This window comes from Pseudomonas sp. MWU16-30317 (assembly GCF_020515695.1).
In the GTDB taxonomy this organism is placed as follows: domain Bacteria; phylum Pseudomonadota; class Gammaproteobacteria; order Pseudomonadales; family Pseudomonadaceae; genus Aquipseudomonas.
On sequence record NZ_JAIWJA010000008.1, the window covers coordinates 167,068 to 191,172 of the forward strand.

Below are 24,105 nucleotides of genomic sequence, written 5' to 3' on the forward strand. Positions count from 1 at the left end.
AAAAGGTGCATACTGGTCGATAGGTTATCAGAAGCGCATGCTGGGCCTCAAGCAAGCAATTCCCTGTTTGCACAGACCCCTACGAAGGATGCACTTCATGACCAGACTCAATGGCAAGACTGCAGTGATCACCGGCGGCGCAACCGGCATCGGCCTCGCCGCCGCCAAGCGCTTCATCGAGGAAGGCGCGTTCGTGTTCATCTTCGGCCGCCGCCAGGCAGCGCTCGACGCCGCGCTGGCCGAACTCGGGGCCAATGCCCGCGCGGTGAATGGCTCGGTCTCGGATCAGGCCGACCTCGACCGACTCTTTGCGGCAGTGAAGACCGAGCGCGGCACCCTCGATATCGTCTTCGCCAATGCTGGCGCGGGCGGCCCGCTGGCGCTAGGCCAGATCACCGCCGAGCACATCGACGAAACCTTCGACACCAATGTCAAGGGCACCATCTTTACGGTTCAGAAAGCGCTGCCGCTGATGGGCGCGGGCGGTTCGATCATCCTCACCGGTTCGAGCGCCGGCACCACGGGCGCTCCTGCCTTCAGCACCTACAGTGCGAGCAAGGCCGCTGTGCGCAATTTGGTGCGCTCCTGGGCGGAGGACCTCAAGGGCACCGGCATCCGGGTCAATGTGCTGTCCCCAGGCCCGACGGCGACCGACCTTGCAAAGGCAGCGCTAGGGGAGGAGGGCATGAAGGTTTTCGCCGCAATGAACCCACTGCAGCGCATGGCCGAGCCTGATGAAATCGGCGCGGTGGCGGCGTTTCTGGCGTCGTCGGACAGCAGTTTCATGACTGCCAGCGAGGTTGCTGTTGACGGGGGTATCGCGCAGATCTGATTGGCTGGTCCGACGCTGAATACAACGCCGCGCCAACGGAACTGCCAAGCCCCAGTCACGCTCTGATCCCTGAGCGATCTTGGCTCGTCCCGTAAGCGCACCCACTCACCGAGGCACCCGATTGACCGAGCTGAAACGCATCGCGCTATGGATGGCCCTTCTGACACTCGCCGCCTGTAGTTACCAACCGCAGCCATCCGGCCCTACCCCGGAGCAGGTGCGCGCCAACGTTGCGAAGTTGCTGCCGCCCTCGGCCACCAACCGTCAAGGCTGGGCCGCAGACATCCAGACAGCATTCGAAACCCAGGCGCTGGCGCCTACCACCGAAAACCTCTGCTCGGTCATTGCGATCATCGAACAGGAATCCAACTTCCAGGCCGACCCGCAAGTGCCGGGCCTGGGCCGTATCGCCCGCGAGGAAATCGACCGCCGCGCCGGGCGCCTGCACGTGCCAGGCTTCGTGGTCGATGCCGCCCTGGGTCTCAAGTCACGCACCGGCAAGACCTATGCGCAACGCATCGACAGCGTGCGCTCCGAGCGCGAGTTGAGCGATGTCTTCGATGACTTCATCGGCATGGCGCCGCTGGGCCAGCAGCTGTTCGGCAACTTCAACCCAGTGCACACCGGCGGCCCGATGCAGGTAGCAGTCGCCTTTGCTGAGCAGAATGCCAGTGGCTACCCGTACCCCCATGACGGCACGATTCGCCAGGAAGTGTTCAGCCGCCGCGGCGGGGTCTATTACGGCAGCATGCACCTGCTCGGCTACCCGACCCATTACCCGCAATCCTTGTACCGTTTCGCCGATTTCAATGCCGGTCACTACGCCAGTCGCAATGCCGCTTTCCAGGCCGCCCTCAACCGGCTGGTGAAGGCTCGGCTGGCGCTGGATGGCGATCTCGTCAACTACGACTCCACCACTCCTGGCCAGACCGAACTGGCAGTGCGCTCGCTGGGCTCGCGGCTGAACATGAGCAACAACCAGATCTATCTGGCGTTGAAGAAGGGCGAGCAACTGGACTTCGAAGACACCGACCTCTATCGCCGCGTGTTCGAGCTGGCGGATCAGGTGGCAGGCCAGCAGCTGCCGCGGGCGATATTACCGGGCATCACGTTGGAGAGCCCGAAGATCACCCGGCACCTGACCACCGCCTGGTTTGCGCAACGTGTGGACGAGCGGCGGGTGCGATGTGTTGCCCGCTATTGAGGGCGCGGGGAGGGTAGCCAGTACCCACTCATCGGTTGCCATCACGCGATGCCCGCGCGGCCCTCTAGACTAGGCACAGCTGAGTTTGCCTCGACACGCCATGTATTCCCGGTCAGGAACCTGTCGAGGCTGTATTTGTATCCACGAGGGATTCATAGATGTCCAGCCTGCTCGCCACCGCCACAGATCTGTCCGCACCCAGCGACGCCTATACCCGCCTTGACGCCTTCCGCCATCTATACGATCGCGGCGAGGGTGCTGTCGACGGCCATCCGTCCTACACCGTCGATGAGGCGGCTGCCCAGATCGATCGCTACGATCTGGCCTTCCTCGACACCAACCACGACGGCAAGGTCTCGCTGACCTACAGCTTCCTCCAGGCCGCGCCGGCGAACTTCGACCCCAGCTGGGGCGACTTCATTGCCTTCAACGCGCAGCAGCAAGCCCAGACGCGTCTGGCATTGCAGTCCTGGGCCGACGTCGCCAACCTGACCTTCACCGAGTCCAGCAAGGCCGCCGAAGGGCACCTGTCGATGGCCAGCTATTCGGTCTCCCATGGCGAGGCGGCGTTTGCCTATTACCCCTATGGCGGGCAGTCCTGGTATTGGGTGAGCGACGCCTATCGCGAGAACGCAGACCCGTCCCTCAACAGCTACGGCCGCCAGACGCTGGTCCACGAGATCGGCCACAACCTGGGCCTGGCGCACCCCAGCGACTACAGCGCCTGGAACGGCGTGCCCAGTTATCAGGACAACGCCGTGTACGCCGAGGACTCGCGCGGCTACAGCGTGATGAGCTACTGGAGCGAACTCAACACCGATCAATACGACGGCGGCAACTACGCCTCGGCGCCCTTGATGGACGACATCGCCGCCATCCAGCTGCTCTACGGCGCCAACGAATCGACCCGCAGCGGCGGCACCATCTATGGCTTCAATTCCAACAGCCACCGCGAAGAGATGACTGCGACGGACTCGCACACACCGTTGATCTTCAGCATCTGGGACGCCGGCGGGAACGATACCCTGGACTTCTCGGGCTACAGCGCCGAGCAGCACATCAACCTCAACCAGGGCAGCTTCTCCGATGTCGGTGGCCTGGTGGGCAACGTGTCCATCGCCCAGGGCGTGGATATCGAAAAAGCCATCGGCGGCACAGGCTCCGACCTGATCGTCGGCAACGCGCTGATCAATGATCTGCGCGGCAATGCCGGCGACGACCTGATCACCGGCGGCGGCGGTGCCGATAAACTGTGGGGCGGGGCGGGTGCGGATACTTTCGTGTATTTCGCTGCCGGTGATTCCACGGTCGGCGCAGCGGATCGCCTGATGGATTTCGTCAGTGGTCAGGATCGCATCGACCTGTCCGGTTTGCCACTGGGCGCCGATGATCACTTGCACTTCGTGCGGGCATTCAACGGTGACGACGGCGCCATGCGCCTGCGCGAAGCCAGCTATGGCACCAACCTGACGGTGGATTTGAACGGCGATCGCACTGCCGATTTCGAAATCCGCATCATCGGTCAGGCGCACCAGGGGGATTTTCTTGTCTAGGCCTGTGGCCGCGATGCTGTTGGCTTTTGGGGTCAGCGGCGTGGCGCTGGCGGATTCGCAGGTGCTACCCAGAGCCTCGGAGGTGGCCGGGCGCTGGCAGGCCAAGTCTCAAGCAGGGGCGAATTGTTCGTTTGAGCTGCAGGAAAAAGATCGTGCAGTGCTCGACCCGCAGCACTGCCTGACGTCGATCCTGGGCTTTGTCGCTAACTCCTGGCTGGTGCAGCCTGACGGCATCGTGATAGCCGGCGCAGGCCTGGCGATGCCGATGCTGTTCAGCCGTCGCGATGCCGGTCGCTACAGTGCCCGGAGTAAAGCGGGCGTTACGCTGTGGATCGAGCGTGGCGATTACTGAGTTCCGAACGATCGGCGTAAACCTGAGCGGTTGAGCCGTTCGTCTCGGGCCATTTCCTCTGTCTCCACCTGCATTGGGCTCGAGACGAGGTGGCCATAGCGCATCCCGACCGGATCTTATCGAGAATGATTTTTGATCATCCAGTCACACTATGAAATAGTACCCGCCGTTTTTGCGCGCCCGGCTCGTTCGGGCCTTCCAACGCTGGGGTCATGTCATGCGTATTTCTCGTCTCACTCAGGGCCTGATGGCTTGTCTGCTCATCGCGTGTTCTACCGTTCTGCGCGCTGCACCCATCGACATCAATGACGGTCAGCACAGCGTCCATTTGCCGGCGGCGCCACAGCGTGTGGTGGTGCTGGAGTTTTCATTTCTCGACAGCTTGGCCGCAGTGGGCGTGACCCCGGTGGGGGCGGCCGACGATGGCGATGCCAAGCGCGTGCTGCCGCGGGTACGCGAGGCCATCGGGCAGTGGCGTTCGGTGGGGCTGCGCTCGCAACCCAGCATTGAAGAGATCGCGCGCCTCAAGCCTGACCTGATCATCGCCGACCTGAACCGCCATCAAGCCCTGTACAAGGACTTGTCGAGCATTGCGCCGACCCTGTTGCTGCCGTCTCGGGGCGAGGATTATGCAGGCAGTCTTGCCTCTGCCGAGTTGATCGGTAAAGCGCTGGGCAAGCCAGAGCAGATGGCGGCGCGAATCGCCCAGAACCGCGCGCATCTCAAGGAAATCGCCCAGCAGATTCCCGGCGGCGCCGTGGTGCTGTTCGGCGTTGCACGGGAAGACAGCTTCTCGGTGCACGGGCCGCATTCCTACGCCGGCAGTGTGCTGCAGGCCATCGGCCTGAAGGTCCCAGAAGTACGCGCCAATGCGGCACCTACCGAGTTCGTCAGCCTCGAGCAGCTCCTGGCCCTCAACCCGGCCTGGCTGTTGGTGGGGCATTACCGGCATCCGAGCATCGTCGATGGCTGGAGCAAGCAGCCCCTGTGGCAGGTCTTGAGCGCGGTGCAGCACCAGCAGGTCGCTGAAGTGGATGGCGACACCTGGGCGCGCAACCGTGGCGTCATGGCCTCCGAACAGATTGCGGAAGACACCCTGGCGATCCTCAAGGGCGGCAAAGCCGTGCAGAGCCAGTAAGCATGCGACGAGTGTATTGGACCGCGCTGGCCGTGCTGATCGGCGCGGCGTTGTTCTGGCTGTCGCTCTCCAGTTGGTCGCCGTTCCCCATCAGTCACGCAGACGCCTGGAATGGCCTGGTGCATCAGGGCAAAGTGGGCGGCAACATGGCCTACATCGTCGCGCAGCTGCGCGTGCCCCGTGCCCTGTGCGCGGCGCTGGTGGGGGGCTGTCTGGGGCTGGCCGGGGCGTTGATGCAGGGCATTACCCGCAACCGCCTGGCGTCGCCGTCACTGTTTGGCGTCACCGCTGGCGCTGCGTTGGGGCTGGCATTGTTTTCCACCGGTCTGGTGGCACTGCCGTTTGCCGGTGGCGCGTTGCTCATGACGTGCCTGGGCGGTGCGCTGGCCTGGGTGACGGTGTTCAGCCTGGGCGGTGCCTGGTCGTCGGCCAACGCTCAAGGGCGGCTGGTGCTGGCGGGTGTCGCAGTGGCGGCCTTGTGCGCCGCGTTGACGCGCCTGACGGTCATTCTGGTAGAAGCCCAGGCGCAGAGCGTGCTCAATTGGCTAGCCGGATCGTTGGCCAACGTCGGCCAGGCGCAGTTGCAGCTGCTCTGGCCGTGCACCTTGATCGGCGCTGCATGGGCATTTTACTGCTCGCCAAAACTCAACCTCATCAACCTGGGTGAAGACGCCGCGCGCTCGCTGGGGGTGGGCATCACCCGTCTGCGCCTGCAGGTGTTCGTGGTCAGCCTGTTGCTGGTCGGCGCCAGTGTCTGCGCGGTCGGCCCCATTGGTTTCGTCGGCTTGATCGCACCGAATATCGCGCGCCAAGGGCTGGGCAATGACTATCGCTGGTTGGTCCCCTTGAGCGCGATCCTCGGTGCGGTCATCGTGCTGGCCGCCGACCTGATCAGCCGTGCCGTGGCCTTCCCGGTGGAAACGCCGGCCGGCGTGGTGACGGCCTTGATCGGTGCGCCGTTTTTCCTGTTTCTGGCCAGGCGCGCGCTATGACCCAGCCCCGTATTCGATTAGTGCTGTTACTGGCGCTGGTACTGCTGGCTACGTGGTTGAGCCTCAGTGCTGGGACGTCCTGGTTGGCGCCCGGTACAGTGCTGCAGCGGCTGCTGGCTCACGACGCGCTGGATTTTGAGGTCTGGAACCACCGGCTGCCGCGCAGCCTGATTGCCCTGTTGGTCGGCAGTGCGTTCGGCCTGGCGGGGGCTATCGTGCAGGGCGTCATCCGCAACCCGCTGGCCTCGCCGGAAATCCTCGGCGTGACGCAAGGCGCGGGGCTGGCGCTGACCGTGGCGATCATCACCTGGCCACAACTGCCGCTGGCCGGCGTGCCATGGATCGCCTGCCTGGGCGGCGCCGCGGGTGCGCTGCTGCTCGCCCTTTACAACACCGGGCTGAGTTTTTCTGGCGCGCGGTTTGCGCTGTCCGGTGTGGCGATCGCCGTCACCCTGTCCAGCGTGACCGAGTTTTTGATTCTCTCGCATCCGCTGGACATCAACACCGCGTTGCTTGCCCTGACCGGCAGCCTGTGGAGCCGCAGCTGGCATCACGTGGCCCTGGCATTGCCGTTTCTGCTGTTGATACCGGCCGGCCTGTGCCTGGCCAAACCGCTGAACCTGATCGCCCTCGGCGATGAGTCGGCGCACAGCCTGGGTACCGCGCTGGGCCCTACGCGCCTGGCTGCGATGGTGTGTGCGGTGCTGTTGACCAGCCTGGGCGTTGGCATCATCGGCCCCATCGGTTTTATCGGCCTAGTCGCGCCGCACATGGCGCGTCGGTTGGTGGGCGGGCACCATCAGTTTCTACTGCCGGGCGCGATGTTGATCGGCGCCTTGCTGCTGGTGCTGGCCGACACCCTGGGCCGCACCCTGATTGCACCCAGCGAAATTCCCGCTGGCATCCTCACCGCGGTGATTGGTGCGCCGTATTTTCTCTGGTTGCTGGCCAGGTTCAAGGGTTGATCACATGAGCATTATCCAGGCACGACTGCTTGATATCGGCTACGGCGCCACGCCCATCATCCAAGGGCTTTCGTTTGCGCCGCCGGCCGGGCAAGTGACCGCACTGATCGGGCCCAACGGCTGTGGCAAGTCGACGTTGCTCAAGGCCTTCGCGCGCATTCTCAAACCGGCCAAGGGCGAGTTGACCCTCGACGGCCAGGCCTATGCCGGGCTGTCAGCGCGGGATCTGGCGCGCAAGGTCGCCTTCCTGCCGCAGGTGCTGCCGATCCCCGAAGGCGTCAGCGTGCGGCAACTGGTGGCTTACGGGCGCAGCCCGCACAACTCGTTGTGGGGGCGGCTGAGCGGTGCTGATCGATCGCAGGTCGCCGCAGCGATGCAGCGTATGGAACTGGACGGTCTGGCGGATCGAGCCTTGGCCGATCTGTCGGGCGGCCAGCGCCAGCGCGTGTGGCTGGCGATGGTGCTGGCCCAGGATGCCGACGTGGTGCTGCTGGACGAGCCCACCACCTATCTGGACATCAGCCATCAGGTAGAGCTGCTGGATTTGATGCGTGAATTGGCGGCGCAGGGCAAGACGGTCATCACCGTGCTGCACGACATCAACCAGGCCTGCCGTTACGCCGATCACCTGGCGATCATGCACAGCGGCAAGCTGGTGGCCGATGGCGCGCCGGAGGCGGTGATCACTGCCGAGCGGGTCCGCCAGGTGTTCGATGTGCAGGTGCAGATCCTGCGCGAGCCGGTGGCGGGGACGCCGATGTGCGTGGTGGAGCGCAGCACGCGAGGGGGCACTGGCGCGGGTTAGAGCGCGTTACGCGTTGGGCATGGCAAGCCAAGTGAGAGGAATAGGCAAGGATGTGCGATTAACCGGCAAACGTCCGCCGCACCGATGTCGCAATACTGGTGGCACGCGGTTCGTTGCTTCGTTATTCAAGGCTCGACAGCAACGCGACCTCTTATCGCTGAATTGCAGAAGGTCATTTTTATGAAACTCGCAGGAAAGATCGCAGTTGTCACCGGCGCGTCGAAGGGCATAGGCGCCGGGATTGCCAAAGCACTGGGCGCGCAGGGCGCCACCGTAATTGTCAACTACGCCTCCAGCAAGGCCGATGCCGATGCAGTGGTCGCGCACATCAGCGAGCAGGGTGGCTCGGCCTTTGCCGTACAGGCAGACATGAGCCAGGCGGCTGATGTGGTGCGCTTGTTTGATACGGTGCGCGCGAGACACGGCACTCTGGATGTGCTGGTCAACAACGCGGGCGTTGCGGTGTTCCAGATGATCGAGGATCTCACCGAAGAAGCGTTCCACACACAATTCAACCTCAATGTACTGGGCTACCTTTTGGCGGTCCGAGAGGCTGTAAAATTGCTGGGGCCCAAGGGCAGTATCATCAATATCAGCTCCATCCTCAGCACCGACCCGTACCTGGCATCGAGTGTCTATTCGGCGACCAAGGGCGCCGTCGACACCTTGACCTTCGCATTGGCGCGGGAGCTGGGGCCGCGGGGCATTCGGGTCAATTCCATCCTCCCCGGCCACACCAACACCCCGGCAACGCAAGGCCATTTTGCTGGTGAACTGGGCGAGAAGATTCTTGCAGGCACGCCGCTGGGCCGCTTTGGCGAACCAGAAGACATCGCACCCTCGGCCGTGTTTTTGGCTTGCGAGGATTCACATTGGGTAACAGGCGAGTCGATCAGAGCCGCCGGTGGCGTGCGTGGCGTTGGGTACTGATGCGGATGGGTAAGTCGAGGGCATTCTAGAAAAAAGCGGTGCTCAGGAAGCTAGGGCGTAACGCCCTAGCAGACAGCAACGGTCACTTCTTTTTTGCGGTCTTTTCTTTCTTGTCTGACTTTTCGGACTTCTTGTCCTTTTCGGGCTTGCTATCCGCTTTTTTCGCGGACTTCTTCAGCTCGGGTTCTTTTTTCTTGTCTTTCTTCTCGGAAGATTTTGACAGTGCCGACGCCGCGGCTGATTTCTTGGCGGGTGATGATTTTTTGTCTTTCAATTCCTTGCTGGCTTTCGGCGCATCACTTTTGCTTTTCTTGTCGTCTTTAGCCACGTCAACCACCTCTCGGATTCTGCCTTAATTGGCAATATTGCCCATGAAATTATTCACAGGCTGATCATTAGGTGAATGCGCGCAAAAGCGGTTCAAATTTTTTCGATGGCCGCCGGTCGGTAATTGACAGATGCCTGCGTGATTCACCTGATTCGAGAGTCGCATTCCACAGGCAGGCAATGCTGCTGCCCGATGGCCCCGCTTTGGCTGACCGTCAGGGCTTCATGCAAAGGAAGAAAACGATGAGCACCGACCCCCGAGTAGATTGGTACGGCACAGACAAAGACGACGACATCGACGATTTCTACGGGCGCAACGACCTGATCTACGCAGGCAAGGGCAATGACAGCCTCAGGGGCGGCATTATCGACACCAGTACCACGGTGTTTGTCGGCGGCGAAGGCCGGGATCAGATCGACGCGGTCAGCCATCAGAACACCCTGCGATATTCACTGCTGACTGACAGCTATCGGGATGCCACGCACTCCCACGCAGACCTGATTGAAAGTTTCGATGTGACGCAGGACACAATCGACGTCGCGGCACTGGGCTTCAGCGGGCTTGGCGACGGCCATGGCGACAGCTTGAAGCTGCTCTACAACGCGGCCCAAGGTCTTACCTATCTCAAGAGCTTTGACAGTAACGCCGACGGCCAGCGTTTCGAGTTGGTGTTCAAGGGCGATTACAGCAGTTCGTTGACGGATGCGAACTTTCAGACCCTCACCGCCGGTACCGGCTTCAATGACCATTTGCAGGCCACCGCGAGCGGCTCCGAAACGCTGATGGGCTATGCCGGCCGCGACACCCTTACGGGCGCCGCAGGCCAGCAGCGCCTAGACGGCGGGGCGGGCGGCGACACCTTGACCGGTGGGGCAGGGGCCGATGATTTCGTGTTCAGCAGCCGCGCTGATAGCGTCCAGAACGATGGCGCACAGGGCGCACGCGGCCGCGATTTGATTACCGACTTTTCCGCCGCCGATGCCGACCTGGTCGATCTGTCCACCTTGGGGTTCACCGGGTTCGGCAATGGCCTGGACGGCACCTTGAAGGTCACAGTCAATGCCGCCGGGGACAAAACTGCACTGCAATCGCTGGAAACCGACGCCGATGGCAATCGTTTCGAGATCTACTTCAGTGGCGACCTGCGCGCTGAGTTGAACCGCGACACGGTGATTTTCGGCAACACCAGCGCTGACAAAGTCATCACCAGCCTGACCCGCGACGATCAGGACATCCTGGGCACCGACAAGGCCGATCACTTGACGGGCGGCGCGGCCCACGACCAGATTCTCGGATTTGCCGGGGACGACACCTTGGTCGGTGGCGCTGGCAACGACGCCATGGCGGGTGGACTGGGTGCGGATACCCTGACCGGCGGGGTGGGCAATGATGATTTCGTGTTCTACAGCATCGGCGAGAGCTATCGCACGGCCACAGAAGACCATTCAGACCTGATCACCGACTATGCCGCTGGCGATCACCTGTTCGCGTTGGACCTGGGGTTCAGCAAGATCGGCGACGGCAGCGCGGACACCCTGAAGCTCGACTACGACGCTGCCAAGGATCAAACCTACCTGCACGCCCTGACCGCCGATGATCAGGGCCGCTTCTTTCAAGTCACCCTGGCGGGCAAGCACACCGATGTATCGATTGCGCTTGACGGCCTGTACGTCGACCAGGCACCGATCGAAATCATCGGCGTCGACCCGACTGGACATGCGCCAGTTTGACGGCTCACGCCAGCCGCCAGACCCGCGACGCCTGGCGGTTCCGTCCGGCGCCGACGAACTGCGCGCGGGGCACCATGGAGTTGAGCCCGCCGAACAAAGGCAAGTCGACCGGCATCAGCACGAAGGTCGTGGTGAACAGCCATTGCAGGCGTTCGACTTCGGGGTGGATGCCCATGGTTTCGCGAATCGGCCCTGAGGGGTTGTGCCTTGGAGGTGGATTTTTTGCAAATATGAACAATCCTATAGGCACGAATCTGAAAGGAGACACGCATGTTCCGGCGGCTTTTCACCCTCACTACCCTGTTGCTCTCAATGGCGCTTGCCCCTGTTATGGCCGCCGAACCGGATTCGGCATTGGCCAAGGACAGGGGCCAATTCCGGCCACTGATCGTGATCGCCCGGACGTCTTCCGATCCCTCCCTGGTGGCGCTACAGAAAGACCTCGCTGACCCAGCCACCCACAAAGCCTTCCAGGACCGCAAGATGGTGCTCTATACCGTCATCGGCACGCTGGGCCAACGCGATGGCAAATACCTTGAGACGCAGACCACCATGGGCATGATCCGCGAGCTGAATCCAGGTGTCAGCGATGCCATGCGGTTCATTCTGGTGGGGTTGGATGGGGAGAAGAAGATCGTTGATAAGGGCGATGTGGATCTCAAGAAGATCTTTGCCACCATTGATGCGATGCCTATGGCTGAGAAGGAAGCGAGCGCGCCGGCGCCGTTGCCAGCCAAGGCGGCTGCGACGGGTAAAGGGGCGAAGGGCGCCAAGGCGAGTAAAGCTGCGCCTACAGAGGATGCGCCGCCTGCGGGGCTGGATGATTGAGGCGGTTTAGGTCTGTGTTTGGCTTGGAGCTGCCTGTCGCCACCCACATCGATACATGCTCAGATTATTCCGAGTACAGGAAGCACAGGAAAGCGACTACCCCACGCATTCCGAAGGCCAGTGCACTTGGATTTAACGATAGAACCCCTTCCAGTCAGACGAGTCTGTTCCTGTATTACTTTCGGGAAAGCAGCTATGTCAGCGCAGCACAGCCTTATTGTCCTTGCACGTGGAGGGTACGCCGCTCGAGGCGTGCTTTACCTGATCATCGGTGTCTTCGCACTGCTTGCGGCAAAGGATTCGACAAAACCAAAAGACAGCCACAAAAGCCTGGAAGCCTTGTTAGGCCAGCCGTTTGGCTATTTGCTAGTCGGGCTCGTGGTGGCGGGGCTGCTCGTATTCGCGGCTTGGCGTGTCCTGCAAGCTACGCGTGATGTCGACCATCACGGCAAAAGTCTCAAAGGTTTGGTCATTCGCACCGGTCTGTTTGCAGGAGGGCTGGTTAATGGTGCTCTGGCATTTTTTGCGTTAGGCCTACTCATGAGCACAATGGGCGGCTCGGGCAATTCAGGAGGGCAAGCCAAAGACTGGCTGGCGCATCTTTTGTCCTGGGAGCATTCCAACGTATTGGTCTATCTGATCGCTTTCATTCCGCTGGGTGTCGGGATTGCTCACATCATCAAGGGATGGAAGGCGTCGTTTGAGAAATACTTCGAGGCCGACGAAGACGTAATGCGGTACGTCCGCCCGGTGTCTCGGTTTGGCCTGATTGCCCGTGGCATCGTTTTTATAGAGATTGCATTGCTGTTGGCCGTTAGCGGCTCTGCCTATCAAGCCATGGATCCGCCCGGTATGAAGGAGGCCCTCAACGCGCTCCAGAATTTGCCGGCGGGATGGCTAGTGTTGATGGTGATGGCCTTCGGCTTGATTGCTTTCTCGGTTTACAGCTTCTCTGAAGCCTTCTGGCGCAGGATAAATATGGAAATCCCCGGGGTGGCGAGAGCGTAGTGCAAGGCAGGGTAGCGCTGGTTGCCAAGCGAACCTGGAAGGCAAAGAGGCGCCGGGCCTCCAGTCGGGCAGCATGAGAGCAGGGTGGATCGCCAGCGGCCAACGCCAGCAGTCTCGTCACGAGCTGGCGGCATCCTGTGGTAGGCATGAGCATGATCCTGATGGGTCAGGAGTTGGCCTCGGCCCTTAAGGCTTATGAAGTGGCATGGCCGCAGGCCGATGTTTCGTTCATCTGTGCAGCCTCCACACCCAATCCCCGCAGCAGCAGGTCGGTCAGGAACTGCGCGTACTGCTGCGCCAACGCCTCATCGGTGCTCTTCGCAAAAAGCACATTGAACAACGGCTGAGCCGTGGCAAAGAAGGTACAGGCCCCCAGCAGGGCCACGTGCAGCATGCGCGGATCGATTTCGGGCAAGCCAGGCCTGGCTGGCCGCGCGTGCAACAGGGCCTCGCTCAAACCAACGCCGCGCTGCGCGATGGTGTCGAGCACCGCTGCGGTCTGGGGGTCCTGGCCTTGGTAGATTTCGCGCAATACCAATTGCATGAAGTGAGGATTCTGCTGACCGATATCGATGATCAAGCGAATACGCCTGTAGAGCATCTTCTCGATGTCTTGTCCATCGCCTTGCGCCTGGCTGCCCAGTTGGGTCACGTCCAACAGTTGCAAGGTGGCGGCCCGCAACAAGCCGTCCTTGCCGCCGAAGTAGTAGCGAATCAGGGCAGGGTCGACGTTCACTTGCCGGGCGATGTCCTGCAACGTGAGGTCGTTGGGCGCGCAGGTGCGCAGCAAGCTCAAGGTGGCTTCGATCAAGCCTTCCCGGCCAATGGCAGCCTTGTGCTCTGGGCGCCCGCGTTTGTTCTTTTTTGATGAAATATCCATGGGCTGGGATCATAACTCGGCGCAAGGCTATTGCTGATGGCAAGGGCGAAAATTTACACACCCGCTGCCGCTGAGCGAAAGGCCCACCGAAGTGGGCCGATGTGCTTCAGAAGTAATAGCCGATGTTGACGTTGGTACGGTAATACCACTTGTTGCTGCCAACCGACGAGGTGCTGGTCCAGCCGGTGCCGTTCTCCGCACCGCCGTAAGGGTTGGCGTTCCTGGCCCAGGTCAGGTCCACCCAAGCCATGACAGGCAGGGCGAACAGTTGCGCGCCGACGGTGTACATCTGCGAGTCGTCCCAGCCGCTCTTGTCTTTCATCATGCGGCTGTAGTCGTTGTAGAGCTTGATCTTCTTCAACTGCCCCAGGTTCGGGGTGTAGATGTCGTACCCAATGTTCAGCGCCGCCATCGTCGCCTTGGACGCGATGAGATAGGCGGGGGTCAGGCCGTTACCGCCCATGAGCACCGAGTCCTTGCTCACGCCATTGGGGTTTTTGGGGTCGTATTCGTAGCGGATCGCTTCAGCGGTAGCGGTCCACGCGCCGTTATTGATCACTGTATGCAGGCCGCCGGCCCAGTAGCTGCCGTTGTCGTCGGTGGTTTCGTTGTACAGCTGCGAGGCCGCCAGCGAAGCGCCCACCTCGGTTTTCCAATCGCCGCTCGTGAAGGTGCGAGCGACTCGGGCGTTCACCTGGTTGCGCTTCTCGTTGTCCTGGCCGGCCTGGGTGAAGGCAACCGCATTGTCCTTGACGTCAGCGTAGCGGGATATCTCGCCCGAGTAACGTGTGCCGTTGGGCGCCATGCGCGGGAAGTAGCCCAGCTGCACGTCCCAGTCTTTGTCCTTGTAGCTGTACTTGGCACCCAGGCCGTCGCTTACGCCGTATCCCATGAAGAAGGGGATGTGGTAACTCCAGCCGAACTGCGGGTAGGGTTCCAGGCCGAACGGTTTGAACGGCAGGCCTACTTGCACGTTGGACTGCGAGGTGAAGTTGTAGCCCACGTAGCCGCGGTCGATGGAACGCTTGTTGAGGTCATAGAACCAGTAGTTGATGTCGACGAAGGCCTTTTTGTAAGTGGCCTTGAGATCGAAACGCATCGTGTCGAACAGCCAGCGGGTGTTGTTTTCGCTGGTGTCCCAGTGCTCGTCCCGCCAGTTGGTACGCAATGCACCGCCAAGGTCGAAGCTGGCATCGCCATCGGCACTGCGCCAGGAAATATGCGGGAAGGGCTTTTTGCCCGCCGGTTTCGTCGCTATGGGCGCGGCGACCGATTGGGTATTGGTGACATCGGGCCCCGGCTCGGCGGCGCATAATCCCGCACTCAGCAACAACCCCACTCCCATGATGTACTTGTTCATTGCGACCTCACCTGCAAGTGTCCAACGGCGGATATGACTGGCAACAGGAGGGCCCTTGTCTCTATGGACAAGTGTGCCGGTAGTTGCACAATTAAGTTAGGTTCGTTTCAAGGGTGACACACCGTCTTACCGGTGAGCCTGCAAGAGATAGAGCAGGAAGCGTGCCAGTATGGATTGATGATTTTTAATTAGTAAAAACTCTTTATATTCAATGAATTACCTGTGAAACAGCTTAGCCTGTATCACAGGCGAAACTGGCCTCTTTGGCAGTTACCGATATGCACGTCGGGGGCGCGAAAGTGGTGCGGATCGAAACTTGTTGGGGCGTCGTATTTACGTACGGCCAAACTTGTAATTTATTGGGGCAAAAAAAAGCCGACTCAGAGTCGGCCATAGTTTCCGCAACAGCATGCAATTAAATATCGAGTACCAAACGCCGGCTTTTGCAGCCAGACACGCAGACCATCATGGACTCATTGGCGGCGCGCTCAGCTTTGCTCAATACACCGTCGCGATGATCGATCTCTCCCTCCAGCACTTTGGTTTCGCAGGAACCGCATACGCCTTCGCGGCAGCTGTACTCGATGTCGCATCCCGCCTCGAGCAGGACATCGAGCAGGTTAAGGCCAGGCTCCAAGGTGAGCGTCTTGCCCGATTTTTTCAGCTCGACGCTGTAGCTGTCCTGGGCATCTTCGCAGGGCGGCAGCTCGGCCGCGGCGAAACGCTCGATATGGGCATGAGGATAGCCCAGGCTCTGGCAGGCGCTCTCGAACGCATCAAGCATGGGCGTCGGCCCGCAACAGTAGAAGTGAGTGTCTGCCGGTTGTCCCGCCAGGTAGTGGCGCAGGTCGGGGGCGGTGTCTTTCTCGTCGTTGAAGTGCAGCACCACGTTGGCGCCCAGGCCGCTGAGTTCCTCGACCAGTGCGGCTTCCTTGCGCGAGCGGGCGCAGTAGATCAGTTCGGCAGATTTACCCAGTGCAAGCAACTGGCGGAACATGCAGTAGATCGGTGTGATGCCGATACCACCGGCCACCAACACACTGTGGGAGGCGTCGGTGTCGAGGGCGAAGTTGTTGCGCGGTCGGGAGATCTGCAAGGTGGTGCCCACGCGCAGTTGCTCGTGTACCCACTGCGAGCCCCCGCGGCTGCCGCGATCGCGCAGGATACCCACCACGTAACGGCCGCGGTCGGCAGGTGAATTGAGTAGCGAGTAACTGCGTACTAGGCCATTGGGCAGGTGGAGGTCGATATGCGATCCCGCCTCGAACGGTGCGAACACGCAGTCGCCATGGGGGCGCAGTTCGACACTCATGATGCCTTCGGCTTCATGGCGCAAGGTGTGGACCAACGCAGTGAGGGTAGAGGAATTGGACATGGTTCAGCCCTTTTCGATAGGGGTTGCAGGCGCGCTGACCGCGCGCAGATCAATGTCGAGGCGCGCGCTGGCTTCGATTTCCACCACCAACTCGGGAAATACCAGACCGCTGACTTGCACCAGCGTCGAGGTCGGGTAGGTGGCAAAACCGGCGAAGAAATCCCGGCGAGCGCGGCCCACCTCGTCCTTGTCGGCAATCGCGGTGACGTAGACAGTCAGCCGGTAGAGATTGCCGATGTGCCCGCCAGCGGCTTCGACCAGCGCGCGAGCCTTGTTCAACACCAGCAAGGTCTGTTCGTAGGCGCCCAGTGGGGTCCCAGCTTCGGCTGCCTGGCGCGTGGCGGGGTGCCCGGTCATGCCCGACATCGCCACCTCGCTGCCGATCAGCAGGGCGTTGGACCAGGTGGCCGTGGCCAACTCGCTCAGGCCCGGGGCCCGAACGCGCTGGACTGCCGCAGTAGCTGCGCAGAGGGTGCTCATGAGATGGCCTTGGTCTCGATCAGCGCCATTTGTTCCTTGGCCTTGCCCTTGAGATAGCGGCGGATACGCACCACGCCGAGGTCGTGCTGGTAGAGGTTTTCGCGCTGGTTGGCGTCGAATTCCATGTTCTCCAGCAGGACTCGATCCTGTTCCAGCACGGCCCAGTGGCGCGCCTCCAGGCGGTTCTTGTAGAGAAACCGCCAAGTGTCGCGCTGCCAGCCGGTCAAGGGCCGAGCACGCCAGTGGAAGACGCCGCACATCTGCGTGTCGCCGGGGGTATAGCTGCCGACGATGGTGAAGTTTCCGCCAGGGCCACCGGTCTTCGGATAGGGGATCTCCAGACGCAGCCAATGACAACCGTTGTCGAGAAATTCGGTCCAGTCGAAATTCACGCCGCGCTGGCCTTCCTTCTCGAAGAAGAAGCCTTGCTCGGTGTCGCGGGTGACGAACTTGGCGGTGGCCTCGCCTTCGCTCATCGAGTGGGACATCTTGTGCAGGTAAGTACCGTGCATCGGGTCCATGACGTTGTCGATCACGTAGCGGTAGTCGCCTTTCCACTCGGTGTAGCAGAGGAAGTGGCTCCACTGCGGCGAGGTCAACTGCTCGGGCAGCACCAGTTCGGGCGGCTCGGCCAGGTGCGGGTCGGTGGCATTGAAGATAAAGATCGCGCCGGCCACTTCACGGGTGTGGAACATGCGCGTCGGGCGGCTGCCTTCGAGCTTGCAGCCGGGGCTGCCAGGCACCTTGGTCACGGTGCCGTCCTGGCGCACTTCAATGCCGTGGTAAGGGCACTGCAGGCGATCGCCCAGTACCGGGCCCTGGGACAGCGGCGCGCCGCGGTGCGGGCAGTGGTCTTCGAGGGCATGGGCGCTGCCATCGTTGTCGCGCCACAGGGCGATCTTGTAGCCCAGGCGGCGAATCGACACAGGCTTGTCGCCCAGCAGGGCCGAAGGCAGCAGCGGGAACCAGAGGTCCTTGAGGCCTTTGACCAGAATGTTTTCAACAGGATCAACGGTCAGTTGCATGTTCATTTCTTATCCTCCGAGGCTCAGGCGCCGAGCTTGGCCATCAAGGTGCTGTAGGTGTCGGCGGTCCATTCGCCGCTGTTGAGCGGGCAGGGCGGGCCGGCCATGTTCAGGTGCGCGAGCAGGCTGGGCAGGTCGTACTTGCCGGCACCGAAGGCGCGCTCGAGGGAATCGCCCAGCAGGTCCTCGAACGGGGTGTTCGGGCGGCTGCGGGTCTGGTGGGTTTCGTTGTAGGGTTCGCTCATCTCATTGGCCTCCGTTACGGACCCGTTCGCGGATCATTTCGCGTACCGGGACAAAGTCATAGGTGGGGTAGCATTCAGTGCGGAACACGCCCCAGGCGGAGCGCTCCAGCTCGACGTTGAGCGTGGGCAGCAACGCCGGCGGCAGACGCAGGGTGACGATCTGGCCGAGGCCCATGGCCACGGTCCAGGACACCACTTCCACGCCTTCGACGGGGAAGCGCTCCCACCAGTCGACCTTTTTCATGTGGCCCTGGATATCGTCGAGGTTCTTCGCCTGGTCGTGCTTGAGCAGCACGGTCAGCAGCATCGTGTCGGTCATGGTTTGGGCTTGTCCGTGAGAAATTTGCCTTGCGGCGCTTCGACGTTCTGCTGGCGGCGGGTGTTGCCGTCGATGCCGCCGGCGATGGCCCATTCGGCAAACACCGTGGGGCCCGGTTCGAACTCGCGTGGCTGCCAGTCGCCGGTCAGTTGGTCTTCGTCGGCGTAGTACTCCACCAACGCGCCGGCAGGGTTCTTGAAGTACCAGAAGAAGGCCGACGACACCGGGTGGCGGCCCGGGCCGATCTCCGTGGTCCAGCCGCTGCGGGAGATGTGCATGCCACCGCCGAACACTTCGTGCACGTCGCGCACGGTGAAGGCCACGTGGTTGAGGCCGGCTCGGGGGGCGGGCAGTTGCAGCATGAACAGGTCGTGGTGGCCGCCTTCCTCGGCGGTGCGCAGGAAGGCCCCGCGGTTGGGGTAGCGGTCCGAGGCCTGGAAGCCGAAGCGCTCGTGATAGAAGGCTTCACAGGCGTTGACGTCGGTGACGAAGAACACCACGTGGCCGACTTCGATTGGCGTGGCGCGCTCATAGACCGGCGCCGGCTTGTTGATGCGGCCCTTGACCTGCCAGGTGTTGTGGCCGCTGCACTCGATGTCGAGGGCGCGCTTGCGCGTTACTTGCAGGCGGATCGCCAGGCCGTTGGGGTCGGTGCAGCCGATGCGGCCGTTGCCTTCGACGAAGCCCGGGTCGTTGGCGATGCGCTGGCTGTAGAGGGCCAGGTCAGCCTGGCTCTCGACACCCCAGACCACCTCGCGAATGGTCGAGCCGCTTTCGATGGGCGCTGGCAAGCCCGCCTTGTCGTGTGCCGCCAGGACCACGCGGCAACCGTTGAGAGTTTCGAAGATCACTTCATCGCTCTGGGCGCTGACCTGGGTCAGGCCCCAGTCGGCGAAGAACCGCACGCAGGCATCGAGGTCTTCGACGCCATAGGTGACTTCATCAATACCCAATACGCTCATGGCGATACCTCCCGCTGCTCACTGGCCCAAGCCAGCGGCTGTTGGTTCATGCCCCAATAGAGGCTCTTCTGTTCCATGTACTGCAGGATGCCCAGGCGGCCTTTTTCACGGCCCAGGCCACTGTCGCGCCAGCCACCGAAGGGTGTGGAAATGGAGAACTGCTTGTAGGTGTTGATCCATACCGTACCGGCCTGGATCTTGCGTCCCAGGGCCCAGGCACGTTTGTAGTCGCGGCTCCAGATGCCGGCGGCGAGGGCGTACAAGCTGTCATTGGCCTGGTCGATCAGGTCGGCTTCGTCATCGAATGGCATGGCCACCAGCACCGGTCCGAAAATTTCTTCCTGGCAGACTCGCTGGTCGTTGCTCAGGCCTTCGAGAATGGTCGGCGGGAAGAAGAAGCCCCGGTCGTAATCACCACCGCGCAGACGCTCGCCGCCCAGGCGCAGGCGCCCGCCCTCTGTCAGGCCCAGCGCCACATAGCGCTCCACCGATTCGCGGTGCGCGGCACTGATCAGCGGGCCCATTTGCGAGCTTTCGTCGGCGGGGTTGCCGACCTTGATGGTGGCGGCCGCCGCGCACAGGCGCTGCATGAAGGGCTCATACAAGGCGCGCGCTACGAACAGCCGCGAGCCGGCGATGCAGGCCTCGCCCGAGGAGCTGAAAATACCGTAGAGCACACCCGCGACGGCGTGATCCAGATCGGCATCTTCGAGCACGATAGTCGGCGATTTGCCACCCAACTCCAAGGACACCGGCATCATCTTGTCGGCGGCGATATGGGCGATGTGCTTGCCGGTGCGGGTGCCCCCGGTGAATGACACGCGCTTGATCAATGGGTGTTGGGTCAGGGCATCGCCGAGTAGCGAACCCTTGCCCGGCAGCACGCTGATCAGACCCTTGGGCAGGCCCGCGTCTTCGCAGATGCGCGCCAGTCGAAGGGCCAGCAGCGGGGTGATTTCCGCAGGCTTGATCACCACCGCGTTACCGGCGGCCAGCGCTGGCGCGACCTTCTGCGCTTCGCTGGCGATTGGCGAATTCCACGGCGTGATGGCTGCCACTACGCCCATGGGTTCATAGACGCTCATGGTGACGAAATCGCCCCGCGACGGCGTGATGGTCTCTTCCAGGGTTTCGCAGGCTGCGGCAAAAAACTGAAACGTTCCGGCGGCGCTGGCGACCAGATTGCGGGTTTCGCCGATCGGCTTGCCGTTGTCCTGACGTTGCAGTTGCGCGAGTTCTTCGCCTTGTTCGCGAATCAGCTGGGCAATGCGGTACAGCACACTGGCCCGCTCGTGGGGTTTGCGCTGGGCCCAGCCGCTGTGCAAAAAGGCATGGTGGGCGCCTTGGACGGCGTCTTCAACGTCCTCCAGGCTGGCGGCGTTGAGCCAGGCGACGGGCTCGCCCGTGGCGGGGTAGTAACTGGCGTAGCGCTCGCCACGCCCCAGGCGCCATTGGCCGGCGATGCAGATTGGCAGAGTGTGTTCGGTAGTCATTTGACTGCCTCCCTTAAATGGAAATCGCATGGGCGTGGTTGCCGAGGGCGCGCACCACGCTGTACACGGTCAGCGCCGAGGTCTTCGGGTTGGCCAGCAGCGGTTTGCCGCGCAGGCTCAACTCAAAGCGCCCGAATGCACCACGGGCCTCGAACTGGTGGACGTTCTCGTCACTGTGCGGGTCGGCGATCAGGGTCACCTGGGTACGGTCCAGGCCCAACCCGGCCAGGGACAACGTGGCGGCGACGTTGGCATTTTTGGGGTACAGCTGCGCCGCTTCACGGGCCGAGCCCTGGAAGATCACCGTGGCTTCGGTGATCGCGTCCAGGTCGCAGGCCAGCTCGCCTGGCGTGTTCTTCCACGCCTTGGCCGGTTTGCGGCCGGTGTAGCTGACCGTGTCCAGCCCACCGACTTTGGCGGCCGACAGGGCATCGATGCCACCGATGGCACCGGGCAGCAGTTCGATGCGCGTATTGCCCCGTTGCGCGGCGGCCTCGAGGCGTTCCACCAAGCCGACCTGCGACAGGGCACCCACCGACACGATCAGGCAGGCGATGCCACGCTCCAGGGCTGGCAGCACGTGTTCTTCGATCGCTCGGTGCCCGGCGCACTCGACCAGCAGGTCGGGACGGCTATCGGCCGGCAGCGCGGTCAGCACGGTGGGGGGCTGTTTGAAACTGGCCAGACGCTGGCGTACCAGGTCTTCGGAGCCGGCCGAGGCGATCACGTAGTCGACGCACAGCTGTGGGTCTTGCTCAAGCAGTTCCAGCACCCCGACGCCAATGGCGCCACAGCCGATCATGGTGATATGCAGCATAATGCGATCCTCAGGCGGTGGCCTTCTGGGCTTTGGTTTCGCTATTGGGCGGACCGGCGAACTGGGTGGCAAAGTTGCCCACAGCCAGCATGTCCACTTCCAGCAGGAAAGGGCCCGGCTGACCGAATGCGCTGTCCAGCACGGCGCTGAAATCCTTGAGATCGCTGACCAAGCCGTGGCGGATACCCATGGATTCGGCCAACTGGGTGTAGTCCGGGGTGTGCAGCTCGACGTAGGCATGGCGGGCGCCGTAGATAGCGTCCTGGATGTTGCGGATCACGCCATAACGTTGATCGTTCATCAACAGGATCACGACGTTGGCCTTTTCCTGTACCAAGGTCGCCAGCTCACCGAGATTGAGGATGAAACCGCCGTCGCCGGCCAGCGCGAAGACTTTGCGTTGGGAGTCGTACTCGGCCGCTGCGATACCCGCACCGATGCCCATGGCCAAGCCTTGCCCAATGCCGCCGCCCAGCGCATGCACGCCGGCTCGCGGGTGATACAGGTTGAGCAGGCGGTTGCCCCAGATGCTGTTGGACAGCGTCACGTCGCGCACCCAGCTGAAGTTGCGCCCGGTCGCGGCTTGCAGTTGCTCGACCATGGCCGCGTACGGGCCCAGATCAGCCACGAGGGCGGCCCGGGACTTGGTCCGTACCTCCTTGAGTTGCGTGAAGAACTGCGGGTCGGTCTGCAGGCGACCTTCGAGGCGGTCGGCCAGTGCATCGAGGGTCAGCGTGGCATCACCGCAGACGAACAGGGCGCTGGAGTAGCTGCGGCCTTCGATCGCCGGGTTGGCGTCGATGCGCAGGGTGTTTTCAGGGAGCTTGAGCGCGTACTTGAACGTCTCGTTGCTGCGCAGGCGCGAGCCGGCGATCAGCAGCGCGTCGCAACTTTGCATGAAGGTTTCTACCAGGCGGTTCTGGGAGAACGCACCCAAACAACGCTCGTCGTCTTCGTTGACCACGCCGCGCCCTTGAGTCGACGTGATCACGCCCACGCCCATGTCCATCAGGCGCTTGACTGCCTTGCCGGCATGGCGGGCGCCACCGCCGAGCCACAGCAGTGGCCGCTTGGCCAGGAGCATACGTTCGGCCAGTTGCTCCAGCGCTTCGCGCGCAGGCGCAGCGACGGGCACCGGTAGCGGGGCGAGGTCGGTAGGCATGGTGATGAAGGTCGACTGGATATCGATCGGGATTTCCACACTGACCGGGCCCGTGGGCGCGGTCAGGGCCGTCTGCACGGCAAGCTTCAGCGTGCTCAGCGCGGTCTCGACGCTGCGCACCCGAAAGGCCGCCTTGGACACGGCCTTGAGCATGGTCAACTGGTCACGGGCTTCGTGGATGTAGGCGAATTCCTGATCCAGGTACGCCGTTTCGATCTGGCCGGTAATGTGCAGCACAGGCGTGCCCGCGGTGAGTGCCTCGACCATGGCGCCCGCAGCATTGCCGGCGGCGGTGCCGGTAGACGTCAGGCACACGCCCAGGCCACCGCTGGTGCGGGCATAGGCGTCGGCCATGTTGGTGGCGCCGGCTTCACCGCGGGCCATCACGAAGCGGATATTGCCGCGCACGGCGAAGGCATCGAGAATCGGCATGTTGTGAATCGAGATCACGCCGAACGCGGCCTTCACGTCGCACTGTTCGAGAAAGGCGGTGATAGCAGCGCCCACGGTCACTTGGTTGTCATTACGCATGGCGGGACAGGCCTCCGGAAACGTCGATATGGCTGCCTGTGGTGTAAGCCGACAGGGGTGATGCCAGGAAAAGAATTGCCTGTGCCGCTTCGATAGGCAGGCCCAGACGGGCTAGGGGAATCTGTTTGCGCGCGGCCAGTTGCGCGGTCCATTGCGGCCAGTCCAGCGAACGTTCTTCGCGGGCCTCGAAGCGCCGGCGCCATTGCCCGGATTCCACCAGGCCGATGAGAATGCCGTTGACGCGAATCTGTTTCGGGGCGAACTCGAAGGCCATGGAACGCACCAGGTTCTTGAGCCCGGCGCGGGCTGCCGAGGTGGCGACCATGTGCGGTTCCGGCTGGCTGGCCAGCAGCGAGTTGACGCAGACGATGGCGGCGTTCTTGCAGCGTTCGAGCTGAGGCACAAAGGCCCGTACGGGGTAGATGACCGAGAAGAACTTGAGGTTGAGCTCTTCGCTCCAGGCCTCGTCGGTGGTGTCGGCAAAGGTCGATACGCGCCCTTAACCGGCGTTGTTGATCAGTACCTGGGCCGGGCCGAAGGCCTCCAGGCTGGCGGCGGCAAAGGCCTGCACCGAGGCGGCGTCGAGCACGTCGCAAGGCCGGGCCAGCAGGCGGCCCGCCGGGAAACGCTCACGTAGCTGGCGCTCAGCGTTGCGCAGGCGTTGCTCGTTACGGCCACAGAACGCCACGGCGGCGCCGGCTTCGAGCAGCAGCTCGACGCACGCCAGGCCGATGCCTGACGAGCCGCCGGTGACGATAGCAGTGCTGCCCTGGAGTGGATAAAGGCTCATT

Annotated in this window: 25 protein-coding genes and 1 pseudogene; 12 read left to right on the forward strand and 14 right to left on the reverse strand. The window is 62.4% G+C overall.

Features of this window, described 5'->3' with window-relative positions:
• The first annotated feature begins 97 nt into the window (after positions 1-97).
• From LIX93_RS21805 to LIX93_RS21845, 9 genes are all read left to right on the forward strand, one after another.
• On the forward strand, positions 98-832 hold the full coding sequence (locus LIX93_RS21805) for an SDR family oxidoreductase (protein ID WP_226506136.1): 735 nt from the start codon (positions 98-100) through the stop codon (positions 830-832).
• A gap of 151 nt (positions 833-983) precedes the next feature.
• Positions 984-2,036, forward strand: coding sequence for a DUF1615 domain-containing protein (locus tag LIX93_RS21810; protein ID WP_226506137.1), 1,053 nt, complete (start codon positions 984-986; stop codon positions 2,034-2,036).
• Between the two features lie 158 nt (positions 2,037-2,194).
• Positions 2,195-3,589 carry a serralysin family metalloprotease gene (locus tag LIX93_RS21815; RefSeq protein WP_226506138.1) on the forward strand — a complete coding sequence of 465 codons (1,395 nt, stop codon included), beginning with the start codon at positions 2,195-2,197 and terminating at the stop codon, positions 3,587-3,589.
• Positions 3,582-3,941 (forward strand): AprI/Inh family metalloprotease inhibitor, encoded by a 360-nt coding sequence (locus tag LIX93_RS21820; RefSeq protein WP_226506139.1) that lies wholly within the window; start codon positions 3,582-3,584, stop codon positions 3,939-3,941. Before LIX93_RS21815 ends, LIX93_RS21820 begins: the two co-directional genes overlap by 8 nt.
• Before the next feature lie 217 nt (positions 3,942-4,158).
• Positions 4,159-5,079 (forward strand): Fe(3+) dicitrate ABC transporter substrate-binding protein, encoded by a 921-nt coding sequence (locus LIX93_RS21825; RefSeq protein WP_226506140.1) that lies wholly within the window; start codon positions 4,159-4,161, stop codon positions 5,077-5,079.
• Between the two features lie 2 nt (positions 5,080-5,081).
• Positions 5,082-6,071 carry an iron-dicitrate ABC transporter permease FecC gene (gene fecC / locus LIX93_RS21830; protein ID WP_226506141.1) on the forward strand — a complete coding sequence of 330 codons (990 nt, stop codon included), beginning with the start codon at positions 5,082-5,084 and terminating at the stop codon, positions 6,069-6,071.
• Positions 6,068-7,036, forward strand: a complete 969-nt coding sequence (locus tag LIX93_RS21835) for an iron chelate uptake ABC transporter family permease subunit (protein ID WP_226506142.1) — start codon at positions 6,068-6,070, stop codon at positions 7,034-7,036. Before fecC ends, LIX93_RS21835 begins: the two co-directional genes overlap by 4 nt.
• Positions 7,037-7,040: 4 nt before the next feature.
• Positions 7,041-7,841 (forward strand): Fe(3+) dicitrate ABC transporter ATP-binding protein FecE, encoded by an 801-nt coding sequence (gene fecE, locus LIX93_RS21840; protein ID WP_226506143.1) that lies wholly within the window; start codon positions 7,041-7,043, stop codon positions 7,839-7,841.
• Between the two features lie 180 nt (positions 7,842-8,021).
• Entirely contained in the window at positions 8,022-8,771 is a 750-nt protein-coding gene (locus LIX93_RS21845; RefSeq protein WP_226506231.1) for a glucose 1-dehydrogenase, read from the forward strand.
• Positions 8,772-8,853: 82 nt separating this feature from the next.
• Here LIX93_RS21845 and LIX93_RS21850 read toward each other — a convergent pair whose 3' ends face one another.
• Entirely contained in the window at positions 8,854-9,108 is a 255-nt protein-coding gene (locus LIX93_RS21850) for a hypothetical protein (protein ID WP_226506144.1), read from the reverse strand.
• Between the two features lie 233 nt (positions 9,109-9,341).
• On the opposite strand from LIX93_RS21850, the gene LIX93_RS21855 reads away from it, so the two are divergent.
• Positions 9,342-10,829 (forward strand): calcium-binding protein, encoded by a 1,488-nt coding sequence (locus LIX93_RS21855; protein ID WP_226506145.1) that lies wholly within the window; start codon positions 9,342-9,344, stop codon positions 10,827-10,829.
• 4 nt (positions 10,830-10,833) lie between these two features.
• Here LIX93_RS21855 and LIX93_RS21860 read toward each other — a convergent pair whose 3' ends face one another.
• Positions 10,834-11,004 carry a hypothetical protein gene (locus LIX93_RS21860; RefSeq protein ID WP_346015235.1) on the reverse strand — a complete coding sequence of 57 codons (171 nt, stop codon included), beginning with the start codon at positions 11,002-11,004 and terminating at the stop codon, positions 10,834-10,836.
• 95 nt (positions 11,005-11,099) lie between these two features.
• Between LIX93_RS21860 and LIX93_RS21865 the strand changes: the two genes are divergently transcribed.
• The gene (locus tag LIX93_RS21865) at positions 11,100-11,657 is read left to right on the forward strand and encodes a DUF4174 domain-containing protein (RefSeq protein WP_226506146.1); all 558 of its coding nucleotides are present in this window, start codon (positions 11,100-11,102) and stop codon (positions 11,655-11,657) included.
• Positions 11,658-11,852: 195 nt separating this feature from the next.
• The gene (locus LIX93_RS21870) at positions 11,853-12,665 is read left to right on the forward strand and encodes a DUF1206 domain-containing protein (protein ID WP_226506147.1); all 813 of its coding nucleotides are present in this window, start codon (positions 11,853-11,855) and stop codon (positions 12,663-12,665) included.
• A 193-nt stretch (positions 12,666-12,858) separates the two neighbouring features.
• Here the strand turns inward: LIX93_RS21870 and LIX93_RS21875 are convergent, their stop codons facing one another.
• The 12 genes and pseudogenes from LIX93_RS21875 to LIX93_RS21930 all read right to left on the reverse strand — a co-directional run bounded on the left by LIX93_RS21875 (position 12,859) and on the right by LIX93_RS21930 (position 24,104).
• Positions 12,859-13,545: a TetR family transcriptional regulator gene (locus LIX93_RS21875; protein ID WP_226506148.1), complete on the reverse strand. Its 687-nt coding sequence runs from the start codon at positions 13,543-13,545 to the stop codon at positions 12,859-12,861.
• Between the two features lie 106 nt (positions 13,546-13,651).
• Positions 13,652-14,905 carry a hypothetical protein gene (locus tag LIX93_RS21880; protein ID WP_226506149.1) on the reverse strand — a complete coding sequence of 418 codons (1,254 nt, stop codon included), beginning with the start codon at positions 14,903-14,905 and terminating at the stop codon, positions 13,652-13,654.
• A 415-nt stretch (positions 14,906-15,320) separates the two neighbouring features.
• Complete coding sequence (locus LIX93_RS21885) at positions 15,321-16,280, reverse strand: PDR/VanB family oxidoreductase (protein WP_226506150.1); 960 nt, start codon at positions 16,278-16,280, stop codon at positions 15,321-15,323.
• Between the two features lie 3 nt (positions 16,281-16,283).
• Positions 16,284-16,760, reverse strand: a complete 477-nt coding sequence (locus LIX93_RS21890) for a Rid family hydrolase (RefSeq protein WP_226506151.1) — start codon at positions 16,758-16,760, stop codon at positions 16,284-16,286.
• Positions 16,757-17,791 (reverse strand): aromatic ring-hydroxylating dioxygenase subunit alpha, encoded by a 1,035-nt coding sequence (locus LIX93_RS21895; protein ID WP_226506152.1) that lies wholly within the window; start codon positions 17,789-17,791, stop codon positions 16,757-16,759. Before LIX93_RS21895 ends, LIX93_RS21890 begins: the two co-directional genes overlap by 4 nt.
• Before the next feature lie 17 nt (positions 17,792-17,808).
• The gene (locus tag LIX93_RS21900) at positions 17,809-18,030 is read right to left on the reverse strand and encodes a recombinase-like helix-turn-helix domain-containing protein (protein ID WP_226506153.1); all 222 of its coding nucleotides are present in this window, start codon (positions 18,028-18,030) and stop codon (positions 17,809-17,811) included.
• 1 nt (position 18,031) lies between these two features.
• Entirely contained in the window at positions 18,032-18,349 is a 318-nt protein-coding gene (locus LIX93_RS21905; RefSeq protein WP_226506154.1) for a hypothetical protein, read from the reverse strand.
• Positions 18,346-19,311 (reverse strand): VOC family protein, encoded by a 966-nt coding sequence (locus LIX93_RS21910; protein WP_226506155.1) that lies wholly within the window; start codon positions 19,309-19,311, stop codon positions 18,346-18,348. The genes LIX93_RS21905 and LIX93_RS21910 overlap by 4 nt, the downstream gene beginning before the upstream one ends.
• Complete coding sequence (locus LIX93_RS21915) at positions 19,308-20,804, reverse strand: aldehyde dehydrogenase (protein ID WP_226506156.1); 1,497 nt, start codon at positions 20,802-20,804, stop codon at positions 19,308-19,310. Before LIX93_RS21915 ends, LIX93_RS21910 begins: the two co-directional genes overlap by 4 nt.
• Before the next feature lie 13 nt (positions 20,805-20,817).
• Positions 20,818-21,621, reverse strand: coding sequence for an aspartate dehydrogenase (locus tag LIX93_RS21920; protein ID WP_226506157.1), 804 nt, complete (start codon positions 21,619-21,621; stop codon positions 20,818-20,820).
• A gap of 10 nt (positions 21,622-21,631) precedes the next feature.
• Positions 21,632-23,314, reverse strand: a complete 1,683-nt coding sequence (locus tag LIX93_RS21925) for a thiamine pyrophosphate-binding protein (RefSeq protein WP_226506158.1) — start codon at positions 23,312-23,314, stop codon at positions 21,632-21,634.
• Positions 23,307-24,104 (reverse strand): annotated as a pseudogene (locus LIX93_RS21930) (SDR family oxidoreductase). Before LIX93_RS21930 ends, LIX93_RS21925 begins: the two are co-directional and overlap by 8 nt.
• Between the last annotated feature and the right edge of the window lies 1 nt (position 24,105).

Bases quoted from the DNA above. Each gene is read 5' to 3' on its own strand.
- LIX93_RS21875 (WP_226506148.1), bottom strand. From the start codon at position 13,545: ATGGATATTTCATCAAAAAAGAACAAACGCGGGCGCCCAGAGCACAAG.
- LIX93_RS21845 (WP_226506231.1), top strand. From the start codon at position 8,022: ATGAAACTCGCAGGAAAGATCGCAGTTGTCACCGGCGCGTCGAAGGGC.
- LIX93_RS21810 (WP_226506137.1), top strand. From the start codon at position 984: ATGGCCCTTCTGACACTCGCCGCCTGTAGTTACCAACCGCAGCCATCC.
- LIX93_RS21825 (WP_226506140.1), top strand. From the start codon at position 4,159: ATGCGTATTTCTCGTCTCACTCAGGGCCTGATGGCTTGTCTGCTCATC.
- LIX93_RS21895 (WP_226506152.1), bottom strand. From the start codon at position 17,791: ATGAACATGCAACTGACCGTTGATCCTGTTGAAAACATTCTGGTCAAA.
- LIX93_RS21900 (WP_226506153.1), bottom strand. From the start codon at position 18,030: ATGAGCGAACCCTACAACGAAACCCACCAGACCCGCAGCCGCCCGAAC.
- LIX93_RS21855 (WP_226506145.1), top strand. From the start codon at position 9,342: ATGAGCACCGACCCCCGAGTAGATTGGTACGGCACAGACAAAGACGAC.
- LIX93_RS21890 (WP_226506151.1), bottom strand. From the start codon at position 16,760: ATGAGCACCCTCTGCGCAGCTACTGCGGCAGTCCAGCGCGTTCGGGCC.
- LIX93_RS21865 (WP_226506146.1), top strand. From the start codon at position 11,100: ATGTTCCGGCGGCTTTTCACCCTCACTACCCTGTTGCTCTCAATGGCG.
- LIX93_RS21885 (WP_226506150.1), bottom strand. From the start codon at position 16,280: ATGTCCAATTCCTCTACCCTCACTGCGTTGGTCCACACCTTGCGCCAT.
- LIX93_RS21905 (WP_226506154.1), bottom strand. From the start codon at position 18,349: ATGACCGACACGATGCTGCTGACCGTGCTGCTCAAGCACGACCAGGCG.
- LIX93_RS21880 (WP_226506149.1), bottom strand. From the start codon at position 14,905: ATGAACAAGTACATCATGGGAGTGGGGTTGTTGCTGAGTGCGGGATTA.
- LIX93_RS21860 (WP_346015235.1), bottom strand. From the start codon at position 11,004: ATGGGCATCCACCCCGAAGTCGAACGCCTGCAATGGCTGTTCACCACG.
- LIX93_RS21920 (WP_226506157.1), bottom strand. From the start codon at position 21,621: ATGCTGCATATCACCATGATCGGCTGTGGCGCCATTGGCGTCGGGGTG.
- LIX93_RS21915 (WP_226506156.1), bottom strand. From the start codon at position 20,804: ATGACTACCGAACACACTCTGCCAATCTGCATCGCCGGCCAATGGCGC.
- LIX93_RS21870 (WP_226506147.1), top strand. From the start codon at position 11,853: ATGTCAGCGCAGCACAGCCTTATTGTCCTTGCACGTGGAGGGTACGCC.
- fecC (WP_226506141.1), top strand. From the start codon at position 5,082: ATGCGACGAGTGTATTGGACCGCGCTGGCCGTGCTGATCGGCGCGGCG.
- LIX93_RS21815 (WP_226506138.1), top strand. From the start codon at position 2,195: ATGTCCAGCCTGCTCGCCACCGCCACAGATCTGTCCGCACCCAGCGAC.
- LIX93_RS21835 (WP_226506142.1), top strand. From the start codon at position 6,068: ATGACCCAGCCCCGTATTCGATTAGTGCTGTTACTGGCGCTGGTACTG.
- LIX93_RS21925 (WP_226506158.1), bottom strand. From the start codon at position 23,314: ATGCGTAATGACAACCAAGTGACCGTGGGCGCTGCTATCACCGCCTTT.
- LIX93_RS21805 (WP_226506136.1), top strand. From the start codon at position 98: ATGACCAGACTCAATGGCAAGACTGCAGTGATCACCGGCGGCGCAACC.
- LIX93_RS21910 (WP_226506155.1), bottom strand. From the start codon at position 19,311: ATGAGCGTATTGGGTATTGATGAAGTCACCTATGGCGTCGAAGACCTC.
- fecE (WP_226506143.1), top strand. From the start codon at position 7,041: ATGAGCATTATCCAGGCACGACTGCTTGATATCGGCTACGGCGCCACG.